Origin of the sequence: Caballeronia sp. DA-9 (assembly GCF_051615025.1) — a bacterium.
Lineage (GTDB): Bacteria > Pseudomonadota > Gammaproteobacteria > Burkholderiales > Burkholderiaceae > Caballeronia > Caballeronia sordidicola.
Window position 1 is genome coordinate 2,344,463 of the sequence record NZ_CP195133.1, and the last position, 16,534, is coordinate 2,360,996.

A 16,534-nucleotide genomic window follows, 5' to 3' on the forward strand; every position below is an offset into this window, starting at 1 on the left:
TGAGCCGCCTGCAATCAAGGCGTCAAAAAGTGTACAATTGCGTTTCGATTAATTTTCTGGCAGGGCCAGATTAACTGAGATCTCAATGACTAAAGTATTGTTGAAAGAGAACGAGCCTTTCGACGTCGCCATGCGCCGTTTTCGTCGCACTGTCGAACGTACCGGCCTGATTCAGGAACTGAAGTCGCGTATGGCTTATGAAAAGCCGACCACCGAGAGGAAGCGCAAGAAAGCCGCTGCCGTTGCTCGTCTGCGCAAGCAAATCCGCCGTGCACAGTTGCCGAAGAAATTCTATTGATGGTTGTATGGCTCACGGGCCATGCGAACTGTGCGTTGCCTGAAGATATTCGTCCAGGTACAGATCCGGGCGTCGGCTCGGGCACAAATTCAGTGACGAAGCAAGTCGGTCTATAAGTCGCGCAATAGTGGGTTGTGTTTATCGCCTGCACTGTCAGCCGCGCAAATCCAGAGTGTGAATGCCTGCACGATGTACTCATCATGCGGGTTTTTGGCATTGGTCCAACGAACGTGGAATGCGCATGCGAGCGAGCAATCATGTAGCGCTTAGCCGTAAACGCATAAAGCCCGGATAGACCGGGCTTTATGCGTTTAAATCCTTGGTTGCGGGGGTAGGATTTGAACCTACGACCTTCGGGTTATGAGCCCGACGAGCTGCCAGACTGCTCCACCCCGCGAAAAAGATTATAGCGGGACGGGCATCTGCGGTCAAACCTAATCGACGAATAGTGCAACTCTCTCATGAAGCATCGAACCTATGGCGTTGAGCCAGGCGTCGATGCCACATAAGGGTCGGTTCCATTTCGCGCGGCATCGACACATCGGCGATGTTCGCGTGAGAGGCGATTCAACAGCGGCAACAAGACAATAGCCACGGCCGCCCCGCCCGCCGCTAACCAGCCAAGACCGAAGAAGAGCGATGTATAAAGCGGCAGCGATTGCAGCGGACCCAGATCTCCCGATGGCATGCGCGCAAGGTTCGCAACCACGCTGCCGAGATACTGCGACACGCCCGTGGCCACGTAATACGCGCCCATCATGAAGCCGCTCATGCGCACGGGAACGTAGTGGGCGATCATCGCGAGGCCGAGTCCCGAGACCAGCAACTCGCCGAGCGAATACAGCCCGTAGCCAACGACCATGAACCACGAAGACACGCGGCCCTCGACTGCGTACCGGCCGCTGAACGAAAACACGAAGAAGCCCAGCGCCACGACAATGAAACCCATCGCGTACTTGGCCGCGATGGGCAGATCGTGGCCCTTCTTTGCAAGCCGCGTATAGCCAATCGCGAGGAACGGACTCAGCAGCATGATCCAGAGCGGATTGAGCGCCTGGAATTGCGCCGCGCTCCACGAAAACAGCGTCATGTTGAATAACGTGAATGACGGGTCCACGTTGCGCAGCGCGAACAAGGTCAGCGACGTCGACATCTGCTGGTAGAAGATGAAAAAGAGAATGACCTGCAATGTCAGGATCAAGGCGGCAAGCAATCCTGCCCGTTCGCTGCGGCCACACTTCATCAGCATCCAGCCGAAGATGACGAGAATGGCGGCGCCCGCCGCGTACACGCAGACCGCCGCAACACTTTCGTTCTGCAACACGAATACCGTCGCCACGCCAAGCGCAACGGAGGCCGCAACCACTGCGCCGAAATGGCGCCAGTGCATGGGTTTGTCGTCGGGCGCGGAGCCGATGCGCGCTACCGTCCGGCGCATCAGCGCGAAGTTGATCAAGCCGAGCACCATGCCCGCAAAACACACGGCGAAGGCGACGTGCCAGCCCCAATGATCCTTGATCCAGGGCGTGGCGAGCATCGAAATGGTCGAGCCGATATTCACCGCCATGTAGTAGATGGTGAATGCGCTGTCGAGGCGCGCGTCATCGCCTTCGTAGATGCGCCGCACGAGATTCGCCGCGTTCGCCTTGAACAAGCCGTTGCCGACCACGATCACGCCAAGGGCCGCATACATATATCCCAGCGATTCGAACGGGATCGCAAGCATGAGATAGCCCGACGCCAGCACGCACGCGCCAAAGATCATCGTGCGCCGCGCGCCGAGCACCTTGTCGCCAATCCACCCGCCTATTGCCGGCGCGGAAAAAACGAGCGCCGTGAACGCGCCCCATGTGAGGTTCGCGTGTTCGTCGGCGAAACCGAGCTTGTCGATCATGAACAAAACCAGCAACGCGGCCATGCCGTAATAGCCGAAACGCTCCCACATCTCGATCAGGAAAACGGTCGTAAACGAGCGCGTCTGCGACGTGCCGGACGAGTGTGAAGTCATGATGAATCTCGATTAGGTTTATTAATGCTGCGTGTGAACCGGCAACCCGGAGACATCTCCTCCAGATCATTCATGCAGGAGTCCGATTTATGGCGAGCCGCGATTATCCCAGTGCGATCGGTAAATGTGTCGCAAAGCCTTGCACATACAGCGTTCAACTTTTTGAGACGACGATCGAAATGCAGGACGCTTGACTATCGTCAACAGGTTGAGCGATAGCGTTGCGGCGTTGCACTGTTTCGCTTGCTGCTGCATGCGCTGTGGACGTTTAAAACTCGTGATAACTTGTTTGCTCGACTTTTACTGAACGGACTGCATTTACATGAACATCATCAAGGCGGTTCTCACCGGCCACACGCGCGGTCTTGGCGCGGCGCTCGCGGACAATCTGCTCGGGCGCGGCATTGCCGTGCTGGGAATCTCGCGTACTCGCAGCGCTGCGCATGCTTCCGATCTATTGCAGGAAGTGGAACTCGATCTCGCCAATACCTCCGCGGTAGAAACGTGGATTGGAACGGGTGCATTGAAGCGGTTCGTGGAGGGCGCGCATACCGTGGTGCTGATCAACAACGCAGGCATGCTGCAGCCAGTGGGTCCGATCGAGATACAGGATATTGGCGCGATCGGCCGCTCGGTAAGCCTGAACGTCGCCGCGCCGTTGATGTTGTCGGCAGCCGTCGCAGCCGCCAGCACGACAGGGTTGGACCGCCGGATCGTGCACGTTTCAAGCGGCGCGGCGCGCAATGCCTACCCGGGCTGGAGCATCTACTGCGCGACGAAAGCAGCACTCGATCACCACGCGCGCGCAGCGTCCTTGGATCATAACCGCGCGTTGCGCATTGGCAGCGTGGCGCCGGGGGTTATCGATACGGACATGCAAGCCGAGATTCGCGGCATGGGTCTGGATGCTTTTCCGTTGCGCGAAAAATTCGATGAACTCAAGCGCAGCGGCCAGCTATCCACTCCCGCCGACGCCGCGCGAAAGGTGCTCGACTATGCGTTAAGCGATGCGTTCGGCGAAACGCCCGTGACGGACGTGCGCGAATTCAAGTGATCGCCCATGACGCCACGAATGGCGTCTTGCGACAGCGCATCCGCGGCTGTATTGCGGGCGCGCGGTATCCATTGAAGGCGGACGTCGGCGAGTTGTGCAATCAAAGCCCGCGCTTCTTCTGCGTATGAACTGAGCGCGGGCGCGCTCGCGGCTGCGTCGCGCAGCACGTCTTCTATCACGACCTGGCTGTCGCCATGAATCACGAGTTTCGCGGGCGCCGGTTGCCGCGATAACGCCGCCTGAAGCACCGCAATAAGCGCAAGATATTCGGCCTTGCAGCTATCGCCGTGACCGGCGAGGGCGCTGATCTTCACGACGTCGCCTATGGGACTTTCGAGCACTCCGCCAATTCCAATCTTGCCGGGATTCGGATGCGCCGAGCCGTCGAACCATGCATGCCACGCCATGGCATCGCGGGGTGCGGGTTTTGGGCTCCGTGCGGCGCGTGTGGCTGCGCGGTCTTCACGCCGGCGCTGCGCCGCCCGAAGCGCCGCCGCTTGTTCGAGACGCCGCGCCTTCACGAGTTCGGCAAGTGGCAAAGCGCCCGCCGACTTTTCCAATGTCTGCGTAAGCGCGGCGTGCTCGCCGAGGGCCGTGAGCTTAGCCAGACGGCGGCTCGCCGCGCGCTCGCGTTTATAGGCAATCTGGAACAACTCGTCGAACTCGAACATATCGGGGAGCAAAGTGGCCGAACGCCGAGCTTAACAAGCTTTTCGATTTTCCTATCCGGATGACGCGGTAATCACGAGCGTGGCGCGCCGGTTTTCTGATCCGGCGACGTTGGTTTGCGCGCTCAAGCCGGCCTCTCCCGTCGCCGCTACAACGCGCGCTTGCACGCTGATTTTCGGATAGGCCGAGAGGGTATCGGCGGGGTTGATGGCGAACGAATCATCGAGCATGATCGTCGCCGGCAAGTCGTTCGCCGATAAATGGCGCTCCGCCAGCAACGTGCTCGCCGCGCCCTGCGCGCGTGCGCTCAGGATCACCGTTGCGCCGGGCATGTCTTGCACCCCGTCGGCGAACTGCAGCGTCACGGTGACGGCGCTCAAGGCCAACGCTTCGTCTATGTTTTTGCGCGCCTGGATCGCGATGGGCGACGCGGCGTCGAGCGTGTCGATCAGGCGCCGCCAATAGCCGATCGCCTGAGCAAAGCGCCGCGCTTCGAACGCCGCCGACGCCGCCAGCGCCAGTGCTTTCGGATTCGATGCTTCAAGTGCCAGCGCCGCCGCGATTTCTTCCGATGCGCGGCCGTCGAGCCGGCCTTCGTTCGCGCTTGCGAGCGTATCGGCGAAATCGGCGCGCAATTGTGCGTCGCCCGGTTCCAGCGCGACCGCGCGGGCATACGCGGCGGCTGCGTCGGACGGGCGCTCGAGCACCGCATAGGAGCGCGCGAGCGTGGCCCAATCGGCGGCATCGTGCGGATCGGGCACGCGGCTCCTCAGGCGGAACGCGAGCCTCGACACCATCATTTCCACCGAGGAAGCATTCATGTCGTGGGACTCGCCGGATGAGGCGCTCACCGTCTCGTCCAGGTCGAGCGCCGCCGGTTGTCCGAGCTTCAGGTATAGCGCGCACGCCACGGCGGGAAACAGCGCGATCAGGAGTGCGCTCATGGCCGCGCGCGTCGCCGTTCGCGGGCCCGGCGGAGGCACGAGCGACTGCGCGGCGGGCGGGCGGGTATCGGCGAGAACGCGCTGTTCTATTTCGCTGCGCAAGGCGGCGTGCTGATCATCCGATAGCACCCCTGCCAACCGGTCTTGATCGGCGTCGGCGAGTTCACGCCGATACAGCGACACGTTCAACGCGCGCGGCTCACGTGCATCCACGGCGGGTTCGCGCTGCATCAACGGCACGATCGCGCATAACACAGCCACGATCAGCATGGCGGCTGCGACGATCCAGAACGTGATCATAGGCGTCCACCCAGCAGACGCCGGGCGCGCCTGCGCTCAAGGTCCGTGAGAGCCGCCGGAGCAGTTCTGCGCCGACGCAACACCACAACCACAAGCACTGCGAAGCCGAACACGAGCAACACGAAAGGCCCGATCCAAAGCGCGAAAGTCAGCGGCTTGAACGGCGGATCGTAGAGCACGAAGTCGCCATAGCGCGTCACCATGTAATCGCGAATCTGGGCATCGGTCGCACCTTGCTCGACCTGGTCGTGGATGATCGCGCGAAGATCCGCCGCGAGATCGGCAGTCGAATCCGCAATGGTTTCGTTCTGGCATACAAGACAACGAAAGTTCGATTCAAGCCGTTGTATCCGCGCCTTGATTGCCGCGTTCGCGCTCGCGTTGGTGGCATTGGGCACGACCTCGCTCGCGGGCGCATTTGCTTGCGCGAAACATCCGAGTACGAACAGCAAGGCCGCGAGCTTATTCATCGCTGTCCTCGCCTTGCAGCTTTTGCACCAGCGGAAGAATCTGGGTATCGAGCGCGGTTTGCGTGAGTGGCCCCGAACGCTTGAAACGGATCACGCCCTGCCGGTCGATCACGAACGTCTCCGGCACACCATACACGCCATAGTCGATGCCGGTCTGCCCGGAGCGATCCGCCATCGACGCAATATACGGATTGCCCGCCTGCCGCAGCCATTGCCGGGCCGCCTCGGGTTCGTCCTTGTAATCGAGCCCGTAGATAGGCACCACGTTCCTGCCTGCAAGCGAAATCAGCAATGCGTGTTCATCACGGCAGGATTCGCACCATGACGCCCATACGTTCATGATCCAGACGTGCCCGCGTAACGCATCGGGCGAGAGATTTCTTCCGGGGGTATCGAGGCGCGGCAGATCGAACGCGGGCGCACGCTTGCCGATAAACGCAGAGGGCAGCCGCCGCGGGTCGTTGGACAGCGACGCCGCCAGCACCACGCTCAAGCCCGCAAACAGGATAAGTGGCAGCAGAAAACGTTTCACTGGCGCGTCTCCTTGGCATGCGTTGTTGCAATGCCGGCCCGGGGACGGAGGCGGTTGCGTGCGAGTACAGCAGAAGCCGCCGACGCTTCACGCTGCATCCGCACCGCCAGCCGATACCGCCGGTCGCTCGCCGCGAGCAGGCCACCGAACGCCATCAGGAGACAGCCCGCCCAGATCCAGTCGACAAACGGTTTCACCTGCACGCGCAAGGTCCATGCGCTTGCACTGTCGCCGGCTGCGTCGCCGAGCGCGACATAGAGATCGCGCAGCAGCGCACGGTCGACGGCGGCTTCGGTCATCGTTGTCTTCTGCACGGCAAAAAACCGCTTCTCCGGATGCATCACCGCGACCACCGCGCCATCGCGGCTTGCTACGACGGTCGCCCGTAACGCGCGATAGTTCGGACCATCGACCGCCTGCGTGCCGTCGAAGCGAAACGTGTAGCCTCCGGCGCTGATCGACTGGCCGACCTCGAGCCGTCCATCGCCGGCGCTTTCATAGCTTTTGACGAGCGTCACGCCCGCGACGAAAACGCCTACGCCCAGATGCGCGGCGAGCATGCCGTAGAAACCGCGCGGTACGTGAAAGAAACGCAGCAGAAACCCTTCGCGCTGCTCGGCAATACGCATGGCGAGTGCGGTCAGCACCGAGCTAGCGCACCACACCGCAAGCCCGATACCCAATGCGACCAGCGGCCTGAACTCGCCCGCGAGCAACGGCATGGCCGCCGCCGACGCCACGCTCACCAGCGCCGCCCAGCCCAGCCGCATGGCAAGGTGCGGCACGCGTGCGGACTTCCATCGGGCGACTGGACCAATGCCCATCAGGAAAATGGCGGGTGTCATGAGCGGCACGAACACGGCGTCGAAATACGGCGCGCCGACGGAAATCTTGCCGAGCCCAAACACGTCGAGAAACAGCGGATACAACGTGCCGAGCAACACCGAAGCAGCAGCCACCATGAGCACGACATTGTTTGACAACAGCAACGCCTCGCGAGAAACCAGCGCGAAGCCCGCGCCCAGTCCGATCTTCGGCGCGCGCCACGCGAACAGCATCAATGCGCCGCCTGTCACTATCGAGAGGAATACGAGAATGAAGATGCCTCGCGTGGGGTCGGTCGCAAATGCATGAACAGATGTAATCACGCCCGAGCGCACGAGGAACGTGCCAAGCAGGCTCAGCGAGAACGCGCAGATGGCCAGCAGCACGGTCCACGCGCGAAAGCTGCCGCGTTTATCGGTGACTGCAAGCGAGTGCATCAACGCCGTGCCCACGAGCCAGGGCATGAACGATGCATTCTCGACCGGGTCCCAGAACCACCATCCGCCCCAGCCGAGTTCGTAATATGCCCAGCCGCTGCCAAGCATGATGCCGAGCGTGAGAAAGGTCCACGCGGCCGTGGTCCATGGGCGGGACCAGCGCGCCCACGTGGCGTCGAGTTCACCCGACAAGAGCGCCGATACCGCGAACGAAAACGCCACGGCAAAACCCACGTAGCCCATGTACAGGATGGGCGGATGCGAGACCATGCCGGGGTCTTGCAGCAACGGATTAAGATCGCGGCCGTCCATGGCGGGAGGCAGAAGGCGTATGAACGGGTTCGACGTCCAGAGCATGAAGAGCAGGAAGCCCGCGTTGATCCAGCTCATCACGCCGAGCACGCGTGCGACCATTGGCACCGGAAGCTGCTTGCTGAAAACGGAGACGGCTGTCATCCAGAGCGTCAGGAGCAAGGTCCAGAGCAGCAACGAGCCTTCATGGCCGCCCCACACCGCGGCAAAGCGATATGCGGGCGGCAGCATCGAATTGGAGTTCGACGCCACGTAGGCCACCGAAAAATCATCGTTTATAAACGATACCGCCAGGCAGCCGAACGCCATCGCAACGAACGCGTTTTGCGCCCGCGCGAGCGGCCACGCGCAACGCATCCAGCCCGGTATGCCGCGCGCCGCACCGATCAGCGGCAGCACGCCACAGGTAAGCGAAAGCAGCAGCGCGACAATCAGCGCGAACTGGCCAAGTTCGGGGATCATCGGAGCGCTCCTGTCCTGTCCGATACTTTTACCGTGGAACGCGCGCGCCTGATCGCCTCCGCGGCGTCGGGCGGCATGTAGTTTTCATCGTGCTTGGCAAGCACCTGATCCGCCACGAAGACGCCCTCCGGCGACAGACGCCCTTGCGCCACCACGCCCCGGCCCTCACGAAACAGATCAGGCAATACGCCGCGATACACAACGGGAATCTCGCGCGCGGTATCCGTAATCATGAACCTTACCGTCAAGCCTTCCGGATCACGCTGGACGGAGCCACGCTCGACCAGGCCGCCCACGCGCAGCCGCGCCATGGGCGCCACTTTATCGGCTGCAAGCTGACTCGGCGTGACGAAGAACATCACGTTGGAATTGAACGCGTTCAGGACCAGCAGCGCCGCACCGCCGAGCGTCACCAGCCCGGCAGCGACGCCGCACGCGCGCCGCGTGCGCCCTTTCACGGTCTCTCCGTCAGCGTGCTCGTGCGTGTGCGCGGCTGGACGATACGTTCACGCCGCCGATACTTCCTTCCAGCCTTGACCGTGACTGCAATTTCAATCGCCAGTACGAGAAACGTAATGTCGAATGCGACCCACAAATACCAGAGGTCCCCGCTCGCGCTATTCAAGACGTTCATGGTCCTCACCCCTTTCTTCTGTTAATCAGGATTCCCGTTCATCGATAATTCGCCGCACCCGCACGAGCACGACGGCGATGGCATAGCACCAGAACGCCAGTGTCATGACCAGGATGCCAGCGAGCATCGACGCATCCATGGACACGCCACTGCCAAAAGACAGTGACGCGCCCTGATGCAGCGTGTACCACCACTGCACCGAGAAGTAGATGACCGGAACGTTCACCACGCCTGCAAGCGCGAGCACGGCGCAGGCGCGATCGGCGCGGCGGATGTCGTCGATCGCGCCATGCAGCGAGATGAAGCCCAGGTAAAGGAACAGCAGAATCAGTTCGGACGTGAGCCGCGCGTCCCAGACCCACCACGCACCCCAGGTCGGACGGCCCCACAACGCGCCGGAGATCAACGCGAGCGCGGTGAAGAGCGCGCCGGTCGGCGCGACGGCGCGCGCCATCATTGCGGAAAGCCGTGTGTTGAGCACGAGGCCGAGTCCAGCGTATGCGGCCATCACGACATAGAGCAGCATCGACATCCACGCAGCCGGCACATGCACGAACATGATGCGATATACGTCACCCTGAACCGCGTCGGTGGGCGCGACGAACAACGCAATATGAATGCCGGGCATCACGAAGAGAATTGCCGCGATCGCAAAGCCGGGAATCATCTTTCCCGCCAGCCGATGAAACGGTTTGGGCGACGCGTAACGCAACCAGCCAGTTTGAGCGAATGTGGAATTCATTTCAGACTCGTTCGTCGGGCTCATTCAGCGGAAATCCGCAGTGCCGCAGCAGTGGCGACAGGACACAGCGCAAGCGCGGCCAACAAGCCCGCGCCGAGCAGGGAAAAGTTAGCCGCGGACCATCCATCGGCTCGCGATGAATCGGCGGCGTTGGCGCCAAAGATCAGCACCGGCGTTTCCAGCGGCAGCACCAGCACCGCGAGCAGCATGCCACCACCGCGCACGCCGAGCGTGAGCGCCGCGCCCATCGAACCAATGAGGCTCAGCACTGGCGTACCGATCAACAACGCGAGCGTGAGACGGCAGACAGCGTCGAAGGCAAGCCCATATTGAAGCGCCATGACCGGCGCCAGCAGCACCAGCGCAAAGCCGCTTGTCAGCCAGTGCGCGCCGATCTTTGCCATGACCATCGCGAGCAATGATTGCGGCGAGAGCAGCATCTGGTCGAGAGCGCCATCGGCGAAATCCGGGCCGAACAAACGCGCGAGCGAAAGCATGGCGGCGAACAACGCCGTGACCCACAACACACCTGGCGCGACTGCTTGCAGCAACGCGGGATCAGCGCCGAGCGCCAATGGAAACAGACTCGCCGCGATCACGAAAAACAGCAGGCAGCCGAGCGCCGACGTGCGCCTTCGCCACGTCAAGGCGAGTTCGCGTTGCACAATGCGCGCGGTCAGTCTGAGCATCGGCCGCTCGGTTCGAAGTAGAGATTGCGCGTGGCCGAGGGCGACGTCGTAATCAGCCTGTGCGTGGTCATCAGCACGATCCCGCCACGTTCCAGATGCCCCTTGATGACGTCCTCGAGCACGCCGGACGATTCTTCGTCGAGCGCGGCGGCAGGCTCGTCGAGCAGCCACAGCGGTTTGTGTTCGAGCAGCAGCCGCGAGATGGCGAGCCGGCGTTTCTGTCCCTGCGACAACCCCCGCACGATTGCATGCCGATACCGGTCGAGCCCCACGCTCTTGAGCGCAGCTTCTTCGACTTCCACACGCTCTTCCGCGACTTCGCCCAACACGGCGCTGAAGGCCAGGTTTTCAGCGGCGGTGAGTTCGTCGCTGATGCCGTTCAAATGCCCGAGATACGCAAGCGACTGCCGCCATGATTCGGGATGTGCGTGAGCGTCCCTGCCGCGCCACCGGATGGTCCCCGCGCTTGGCCGCAGGAGTCCCGCCAGCACGCGCAGCAACGTGGTCTTGCCGCTGCCGTTTGGACCGTGGATCTGCAGCACCTGACCCGCGTCCACGTCGAAAGCGACGTTACTGAAAAGCATTTCTCCGGCACGGTCGAAGCCGAGCTTATCGACGGACAACAGCGCGTTGCCGCGATTTCGCGAATCGCGTTCCGACGTCATATCCGATGTGAAAAACAGATCTTGATTCGTCATGGTGCCCTCACTTTGAACGCGCTTCGCGCAACTGTTCATCCTGCATTGCCTGCGTCATGTTCGGCAGTTCGTGTGCAATGCCCTTGTGACAATCGATACAGGTCTTCTCGCCCGTCGCAAGAAAGCGCTGGTGTGCGTTTTGCGCGCGCGGACTCTGGCGCGTGAAATCCATCGACTCGAAGGAGTGGCAGTTCCGGCATTCCAGCGAGTTGTTGGCCTTGAACCTGCGCCATTCATGCTCGGCGAGTTCCAGCCGCTTGTCCTGGAACTTCTCGCGCGTGTCGACCGTGCCGAACACCTTTGCCCACACTTCCTTTGACGCCTGCATCTTTCTTGCGATCTTGTCCGTCCAGTTGTGAGGTACATGGCAGTCCGAACAGATTGCCCGCACGCCGCTGCGATTGCTGTAGTGGATCGTGGTTTTCAGTTCGGCAAACGTGTTGTCGTGCATCTCGTGGCAACCCGTGCAGAACGCCTCGGTACTCGTCATTTCGAGCGCCGTGTTGAATGCACCCCAGAACACCACGCCCGCAACAAAGCCGCCAAGCGTCAGGAAACCCAGGCTGTAGTAGGTGCTTGGGCGGTTGATGGTTTTCCAGTAACGCTTGATCAGGCCGAACATCGCGCGCTCCTACTTCTTGCCGGCCGGCTGCGGCGCGGAAGGCCCGGGCGCGGTGCGCACATCTTCCACGTCCGTGAACGTGTTGCCAACGAGCGGCTTCGCATCGGCTTGCGTGACATGACACTGCGTGCAGAAATAGCGCCTCGGCGAGAGACTTCCGAGCGTGGCATTGTCTCGGGTGAGGTAGTGGGATATGCCGATGGGCACCGCTGCGCTATCCGCCGCGCGGCTCCTCGCGTGGCACGCGAGACAGCGGTTGGCGTCCTTGTCGAGTTGATAGCCGTCGATCTTGTGCGGGATCGTCGGCGGCTGCTGTGCATAGGCGCGGCCACGGATGACATCCTTATTTTCGGTTGGAGCAATCAACGGCGGTTTCGCCTCTTCGTCCAGAGGCGTCGTGCCGCGCAGGGCGTCATGAAACGGTTCGGCGGGAATCACCGGCTGCGCCGGTGCTCCTTGCGAAAACAGAAACAGGCTTGCGGTCATGACCGCATTCACCACGCTCATTACACGTATCGATCGCATGGCTGCCTCCTCAGACCTTGACGATCTTGACTGCGCACTTCTTGTAGTCGGTCTGAAGCGAGATTGGATCGGTCGCGTCCAGCGTCAGCTTGTTGACCAGTTGGCTCGCGTCGAACCACGGGATGAACACGAGACCGCGCGGAGGTTTGTCGCGGCCACGCGTCTCGATACGCGTGCGAATAAAACCACGCCGTGACATCACCTTGACCTCGACACCGCGCCGCAGGCCGAGCGCCCGGGCGTCGTCCGGATGCATGAAACACACGGCGTTCGGAAACGCCCGATACAACTCCGGCACGCGCCGCGTCATGGACCCCGAGTGCCAGTGTTCGAGCACGCGTCCCGTTGCCAGCCAGAACGGAAACTCCTTGTCCGGCGGCTCCGGCGGCGGTTCGTAAGGCAGCGCGAACACCACCGCGCGTCCGTCCTTGTTGCCGTAGAACTGATAGCCCGTTCCCGCCTTCACGTAGGGGTCCGAGCCCTCCTTGTAGCGCCAGCGCGTCTCCTTGCCATCCACGACCGGCCAGCGCAGACCACGCGCCTCGTGATAGGCGTCGAAAGGCGCGAGGTCGTGGCCATGTCCCCGGCCGAAACTCGCGTATTCCTCGAAGAGACCTTTTTGCAGATAGAAGCCAAAGGCCTTTGCTTCACTGTTTTCGTAATGGGCGCTCGTTTCCTTCAGCGAATACTTGTCGACCTGGCCGTTGCGGAAAAGCACGTCATAGAGCGTCTTGCCTTTTAGTTCGGGCTTGCGGGCAATCAGTTCCGCCGGCCAGACTTCCTCGACCTTGAAGTGCTTCGAGAATTCCACGAGTTGCCAGAGATCCGAGCGCGCGCCGTTGGGTGCATTGACGAGTTGATGCCAGAACTGCGTGCGCCGCTCGGCATTGCCATAGGCGCCCTCTTTTTCGACCCACATTGCAGCAGGCAGGATCAGGTCGGCGGAAACAGCGGTTGCGGTCGGATAGACGTCGGACACCACGATGAAGTTATCGGGATTCCGATATCCCGGCAGGATCTCTTCGTTGAGGTTCGCACCCGCTTGGACGTTGTTGTTGCACATGACCCAGTAAGCATTCAGCTTGCCGTCCTTCAGCATTCGGTTCTGCAGCACCGCGTGATAGCCGGGCTTGGGCTCGATTGTCCCTGCCGGCAGCTTCCAGATTTGCTCCGCATGCTCCCGGTGCTCGGGGTTCGTGACCACCATGTCCGCCGGAAGCCGATGCGAAAACGTTCCGACCTCACGCGCCGTTCCACACGCCGACGGCTGCCCCGTGAGCGAAAACGGACTGTTGCCGGGCGTCGCGATCTTGCCTGTCAGCAGATGCAGGTTGTAGATCATGTTGTTCGCCCACGTGCCGCGCGTGTGCTGGTTGAAACCCATGGTCCAGAACGACATCACCTTGATCTTCGGGTCCGCGTACAGTTCGGCCAGTTGATCGAGCTTCACCTTCGATACCCCGGATAATTTCGTCACGTAATCGGCGTCGTACTTCGAAACAAAACGCGCGAAGGTATCGAAGTCGATTGGCTTCGCGCCGGCCGGATCGCCCGCATTCTTCGCGGCCTTTTGCAGCGGATGCCCGGGGCGAAGACCGTAGCCAATGTCCGCATTGCCTTGCTTGAAGCTCACATGCTTGCCAACGAAGTCCTTGTTCACGCGATTCGTCTTGATGATCACATTCGCGATGTAATTCAGAATGGCCAGGTCCGATTGCGGCGTAAAGATCATTCTGTAGTCCGCAAGATCGAAACTGCGATGCTCGAATGTGGACAGCACCGCGACTTTCGTCTTTGGGAAGCTCATCTTGCGGTCGGTCACCCGGGTCCAGAGGATCGGATGCATCTCCGACATGTTCGACCCCCACAACACGAACGCATCGGCCTGTTCGATGTCGTCATAACAGCCCATCGGCTCGTCCATGCCGAACGTGCGCATGAAACCCGTCACCGCCGAGGCCATGCAGTGCCGCGCGTTCGGATCGAGATTGTTCGTGCGAAAGCCCGCCTTCATGAGTTTGACCGCCGCGTAGCCTTCGAACACCGTCCACTGTCCCGAGCCAAACATGCCAACGGCCGTGGGACCCTTCTCTTTCAGCACGCGCTTGAACTGTGCGGCCATCGTGGCAAACGCCTGGTCCCACGAGACGGGCGTGAACTCGCCGTCCTTTGCATACTTGCCGTCTTTCATGCGCAACAGCGGTGTGGTCAGACGGTCCTCGCCGTACATGATCTTGGAAAGGAAATAGCCCTTCACACAGTTCAGCCCGCGATTCACTTCCGCTTGCGGGTCGCCCTGGGTCGCGACCACCTTCCCGCCTTTGACCCCCACGCTTACGCCGCAGCCGGTTCCGCAGAACCTGCACGGCGCCTTCGACCACGTGACTTCGGTATCCGATACGGTGCCAAGCAGCCTGTCCGCACCCGTGGCGAACGCAGGCAACGCCATGCCCGCCGCCGATGCAGCCGTGGCGGCGGCCGTCTGTTTAATAAAGCTTCGACGCGTCAGGCTCATCGCGAATCTCCTCGTCAAGCGCTGCGACGTCTTCGTGATGCTGATAAACCAGCGATGCCGAATAAACGCCCGGCAACGCGCTGATGGCTTTTATCTGATCCGCGATAATCCCCGACCGGCCGGCTTCGAGCGTCACGACCATTTTCCCTTCCGGACTGATTGCGTGAATCTCGGAACCGGGCAACGTTGAAATGGCCTGCCTGATTTTTTCGATATTCGATTTACTCGCGTGCACGACGATGCCCGCAATATGTGCCTCTGAGATTAAAGCCATTTCGACGAATGCATTTTTCAGTCGCGCAGACATAACCCCGACTCCTGTCGTTGTGTAACGTCAAACCAATAGATTCGCGAATAAGTCAGTGAGGCGGACCGCCAATCAGCATTTGATAAAACCAGACCGCGAAACCGTAAATAGCTACAAACACAATGGTGAGCACCGGAACCATGACGATGGTCAGGAACAGGAAGCTGCGCAGTTCCTCGGTTTTTCGAAGGGACGTTTCGGTTTCTGTCATGATTATGGCGCCGTGATAAGACACGCAATTAAAACCGTGTTTTCGAGATGCTGCTGTGGGATTGATTGTTGGCGCAGGAGAGAAAAGCGTCAAGCGGTTTATTGTTTGATATCGCAGGAACGATAAAGCCGACTATTTCTGAGTTTTTATTTTAATAACAATGCATCGCATGGGATGCAAGCAATTATTGAATTTAAATTTTTTATTATCAATACGCTTTACGTTTCATTAAAAAATTCATTGCCTGAAAATGCGCGCGAGGTTAATTGAAACGGTAGTGAATGAGGCGGCGCAGCGGCCGCCTCAGGAAAGCTCACTTGGAAGCTTCAGCCCCGCTTCGGAATGTTCAATCCTTTTTCCACCGCCGGCCGCGCTACGAATGCGTTCAGCGCGCGTTTCACGTTCGGGAAACTGTCGAAATCCACCAGTTCGCCCGCTTCGTAGAAACCGACCAGATTGCGAATCCACGGGAAACTCGCTATGTCCGCGATGGTGTAGTCGTCGCCCATGATCCACTTGCGGGCCACGAGCCGCTCTTCGACCACGGCCAGCAAGCGTTTTGATTCGGCCACGTAGCGATCCCGCGGACGCTTGTCTTCGTAGTCCTTGCCGGCGAATTTGTTGAAGAAACCAAGTTGCCCGAACATCGGACCAATGCCGCCCATCTGGAACATCACCCACTGGATCGTTTGGTAGCGGCCGGCGGCGTCTTGCGGGATGAACTGGCCGGATTTATCGGCGAGATAAAGCAGGATCGCGCCCGATTCGAACAGCCCCAGCGGCTTGCCGTCCGGACCATCGGGATCGATGATCGCAGGAATCTTGTTGTTCGGATTCAACGATAAAAACGCCGGCGACATCTGGTCACTGGTCTCGAAGCTGACCAGATGCGGTTCGTACGGCAGGCCGGTCTCCTCCAGCATGATCGAAACCTTGACGCCATTGGGCGTTGGCAGCGAATAAAGCTGAATCCGGTCGGGATGCTGCGCAGGCCATTTTGCTGTGACGGGGAAAGCGGACAAATCGGTCATGGATATCCTCTAGACAAAAGCACGGGCCGGTCAGAAATGATGCGCCGCTTGCATGATTAATCCGGGTTGTTTCGGCGCGGCAGGCCGACAAATATAGTCATTTCGGCTGAACTTGTCTTTTGGCGCCGCGCGCCAGCGCGACCGTAGAGGTGATCCTCCATGCCCCGGATTGCGTTACCAGCGGGCCGACTGGTTCAAGAAGCGTTAACATGGCACCTACAATGCTGCATCGCGACGAATATAAACAGA

The 16,534-nt window shown here is 60.5% G+C and carries 19 protein-coding genes and 1 tRNA gene; 2 read left to right on the forward strand and 18 right to left on the reverse strand.

Going from position 1 to position 16,534, the window contains the following annotated elements; translation table 11 throughout:
- Positions 1-85 precede the first annotated feature (85 nt).
- A complete protein-coding gene (gene rpsU / locus ACRWA7_RS26935; RefSeq protein WP_006999077.1) occupies positions 86-298 on the forward strand; it encodes a 30S ribosomal protein S21 in 213 nt (70 codons plus the stop codon).
- 320 nt (positions 299-618) lie between these two features.
- On the opposite strand, the gene ACRWA7_RS26940 is transcribed toward rpsU, so the two are convergent.
- Positions 619-695 (reverse strand) — tRNA-Met (locus ACRWA7_RS26940).
- 78 nt (positions 696-773) lie between these two features.
- The gene (locus ACRWA7_RS26945; RefSeq protein WP_438393382.1) at positions 774-2,306 is read right to left on the reverse strand and encodes a peptide MFS transporter; all 1,533 of its coding nucleotides are present in this window, start codon (positions 2,304-2,306) and stop codon (positions 774-776) included.
- Positions 2,307-2,628: 322 nt separating this feature from the next.
- On the opposite strand from ACRWA7_RS26945, the gene ACRWA7_RS26950 reads away from it, so the two are divergent.
- A complete protein-coding gene (locus ACRWA7_RS26950) occupies positions 2,629-3,360 on the forward strand; it encodes an SDR family oxidoreductase (protein WP_438393384.1) in 732 nt (243 codons plus the stop codon).
- On the opposite strand, the gene ACRWA7_RS26955 is transcribed toward ACRWA7_RS26950, so the two are convergent.
- The 16 genes from ACRWA7_RS26955 to ACRWA7_RS27030 form a co-directional block, all read right to left on the reverse strand.
- Positions 3,300-4,031 carry a ribonuclease HI family protein gene (locus tag ACRWA7_RS26955; RefSeq protein WP_438393386.1) on the reverse strand — a complete coding sequence of 244 codons (732 nt, stop codon included), beginning with the start codon at positions 4,029-4,031 and terminating at the stop codon, positions 3,300-3,302. The genes ACRWA7_RS26950 and ACRWA7_RS26955 overlap by 61 nt on opposite strands.
- A gap of 51 nt (positions 4,032-4,082) precedes the next feature.
- On the reverse strand, positions 4,083-5,273 hold the full coding sequence (gene ccmI / locus ACRWA7_RS26960) for a c-type cytochrome biogenesis protein CcmI (RefSeq protein WP_438393388.1): 1,191 nt from the start codon (positions 5,271-5,273) through the stop codon (positions 4,083-4,085).
- Positions 5,270-5,743 carry a cytochrome c-type biogenesis protein gene (locus ACRWA7_RS26965; protein WP_438393389.1) on the reverse strand — a complete coding sequence of 158 codons (474 nt, stop codon included), beginning with the start codon at positions 5,741-5,743 and terminating at the stop codon, positions 5,270-5,272. Before ACRWA7_RS26965 ends, ccmI begins: the two co-directional genes overlap by 4 nt.
- Positions 5,736-6,275: a DsbE family thiol:disulfide interchange protein gene (locus tag ACRWA7_RS26970; protein WP_060819108.1), complete on the reverse strand. Its 540-nt coding sequence runs from the start codon at positions 6,273-6,275 to the stop codon at positions 5,736-5,738. The genes ACRWA7_RS26965 and ACRWA7_RS26970 overlap by 8 nt, the downstream gene beginning before the upstream one ends.
- Positions 6,272-8,311, reverse strand: a complete 2,040-nt coding sequence (locus ACRWA7_RS26975; protein ID WP_438393391.1) for a heme lyase CcmF/NrfE family subunit — start codon at positions 8,309-8,311, stop codon at positions 6,272-6,274. Before ACRWA7_RS26975 ends, ACRWA7_RS26970 begins: the two co-directional genes overlap by 4 nt.
- Entirely contained in the window at positions 8,308-8,769 is a 462-nt protein-coding gene (gene ccmE / locus ACRWA7_RS26980; protein ID WP_438393392.1) for a cytochrome c maturation protein CcmE, read from the reverse strand. The genes ACRWA7_RS26975 and ccmE overlap by 4 nt, the downstream gene beginning before the upstream one ends.
- Positions 8,766-8,945 (reverse strand): heme exporter protein CcmD, encoded by a 180-nt coding sequence (ccmD, locus tag ACRWA7_RS26985; RefSeq protein ID WP_438393394.1) that lies wholly within the window; start codon positions 8,943-8,945, stop codon positions 8,766-8,768. Before ccmD ends, ccmE begins: the two co-directional genes overlap by 4 nt.
- 25 nt (positions 8,946-8,970) lie before the next feature.
- Positions 8,971-9,687, reverse strand: coding sequence for a heme ABC transporter permease CcmC (gene ccmC / locus ACRWA7_RS26990; RefSeq protein WP_438393395.1), 717 nt, complete (start codon positions 9,685-9,687; stop codon positions 8,971-8,973).
- A gap of 20 nt (positions 9,688-9,707) precedes the next feature.
- Positions 9,708-10,376, reverse strand: a complete 669-nt coding sequence (gene ccmB / locus ACRWA7_RS26995) for a heme exporter protein CcmB (protein ID WP_438393397.1) — start codon at positions 10,374-10,376, stop codon at positions 9,708-9,710.
- Positions 10,364-11,074 carry a cytochrome c biogenesis heme-transporting ATPase CcmA gene (gene ccmA / locus ACRWA7_RS27000; protein ID WP_438393399.1) on the reverse strand — a complete coding sequence of 237 codons (711 nt, stop codon included), beginning with the start codon at positions 11,072-11,074 and terminating at the stop codon, positions 10,364-10,366. The genes ccmB and ccmA overlap by 13 nt, the downstream gene beginning before the upstream one ends.
- Positions 11,075-11,081: 7 nt before the next feature.
- Entirely contained in the window at positions 11,082-11,696 is a 615-nt protein-coding gene (locus ACRWA7_RS27005) for a NapC/NirT family cytochrome c (RefSeq protein ID WP_438393401.1), read from the reverse strand.
- A gap of 9 nt (positions 11,697-11,705) precedes the next feature.
- Positions 11,706-12,182, reverse strand: a complete 477-nt coding sequence (locus tag ACRWA7_RS27010; RefSeq protein WP_438396798.1) for a nitrate reductase cytochrome c-type subunit — start codon at positions 12,180-12,182, stop codon at positions 11,706-11,708.
- 49 nt (positions 12,183-12,231) lie between these two features.
- The gene (gene napA / locus ACRWA7_RS27015) at positions 12,232-14,736 is read right to left on the reverse strand and encodes a periplasmic nitrate reductase subunit alpha (protein ID WP_438393402.1); all 2,505 of its coding nucleotides are present in this window, start codon (positions 14,734-14,736) and stop codon (positions 12,232-12,234) included.
- Positions 14,708-15,043: a chaperone NapD gene (locus ACRWA7_RS27020; protein WP_438393404.1), complete on the reverse strand. Its 336-nt coding sequence runs from the start codon at positions 15,041-15,043 to the stop codon at positions 14,708-14,710. Before ACRWA7_RS27020 ends, napA begins: the two co-directional genes overlap by 29 nt.
- Positions 15,044-15,095: 52 nt before the next feature.
- Positions 15,096-15,254, reverse strand: coding sequence for a periplasmic nitrate reductase, NapE protein (locus ACRWA7_RS27025; RefSeq protein ID WP_438393406.1), 159 nt, complete (start codon positions 15,252-15,254; stop codon positions 15,096-15,098).
- A gap of 326 nt (positions 15,255-15,580) precedes the next feature.
- A complete protein-coding gene (locus tag ACRWA7_RS27030) occupies positions 15,581-16,285 on the reverse strand; it encodes a glutathione S-transferase N-terminal domain-containing protein (protein WP_438393407.1) in 705 nt (234 codons plus the stop codon).
- Between the last annotated feature and the right edge of the window lie 249 nt (positions 16,286-16,534).

Bases quoted from the DNA above. Each gene is read 5' to 3' on its own strand.
- rpsU (WP_006999077.1), top strand. From the start codon at position 86: ATGACTAAAGTATTGTTGAAAGAGAACGAGCCTTTCGACGTCGCCATG.
- ACRWA7_RS26945 (WP_438393382.1), bottom strand. From the start codon at position 2,306: ATGACTTCACACTCGTCCGGCACGTCGCAGACGCGCTCGTTTACGACC.
- ACRWA7_RS27010 (WP_438396798.1), bottom strand. From the start codon at position 12,182: ATGACCGCAAGCCTGTTTCTGTTTTCGCAAGGAGCACCGGCGCAGCCG.
- ACRWA7_RS27030 (WP_438393407.1), bottom strand. From the start codon at position 16,285: ATGACCGATTTGTCCGCTTTCCCCGTCACAGCAAAATGGCCTGCGCAG.
- napA (WP_438393402.1), bottom strand. From the start codon at position 14,736: ATGAGCCTGACGCGTCGAAGCTTTATTAAACAGACGGCCGCCGCCACG.
- ccmI (WP_438393388.1), bottom strand. From the start codon at position 5,273: ATGATCACGTTCTGGATCGTCGCAGCCGCCATGCTGATCGTGGCTGTG.
- ACRWA7_RS26950 (WP_438393384.1), top strand. From the start codon at position 2,629: ATGAACATCATCAAGGCGGTTCTCACCGGCCACACGCGCGGTCTTGGC.
- ACRWA7_RS26965 (WP_438393389.1), bottom strand. From the start codon at position 5,743: ATGAATAAGCTCGCGGCCTTGCTGTTCGTACTCGGATGTTTCGCGCAA.
- ACRWA7_RS27005 (WP_438393401.1), bottom strand. From the start codon at position 11,696: ATGTTCGGCCTGATCAAGCGTTACTGGAAAACCATCAACCGCCCAAGC.
- ACRWA7_RS27025 (WP_438393406.1), bottom strand. From the start codon at position 15,254: ATGACAGAAACCGAAACGTCCCTTCGAAAAACCGAGGAACTGCGCAGC.
- ccmD (WP_438393394.1), bottom strand. From the start codon at position 8,945: ATGAACGTCTTGAATAGCGCGAGCGGGGACCTCTGGTATTTGTGGGTC.
- ACRWA7_RS27020 (WP_438393404.1), bottom strand. From the start codon at position 15,043: ATGTCTGCGCGACTGAAAAATGCATTCGTCGAAATGGCTTTAATCTCA.
- ccmA (WP_438393399.1), bottom strand. From the start codon at position 11,074: ATGACGAATCAAGATCTGTTTTTCACATCGGATATGACGTCGGAACGC.
- ACRWA7_RS26975 (WP_438393391.1), bottom strand. From the start codon at position 8,311: ATGATCCCCGAACTTGGCCAGTTCGCGCTGATTGTCGCGCTGCTGCTT.
- ccmB (WP_438393397.1), bottom strand. From the start codon at position 10,376: ATGCTCAGACTGACCGCGCGCATTGTGCAACGCGAACTCGCCTTGACG.
- ccmC (WP_438393395.1), bottom strand. From the start codon at position 9,687: ATGAATTCCACATTCGCTCAAACTGGCTGGTTGCGTTACGCGTCGCCC.
- ACRWA7_RS26955 (WP_438393386.1), bottom strand. From the start codon at position 4,031: ATGTTCGAGTTCGACGAGTTGTTCCAGATTGCCTATAAACGCGAGCGC.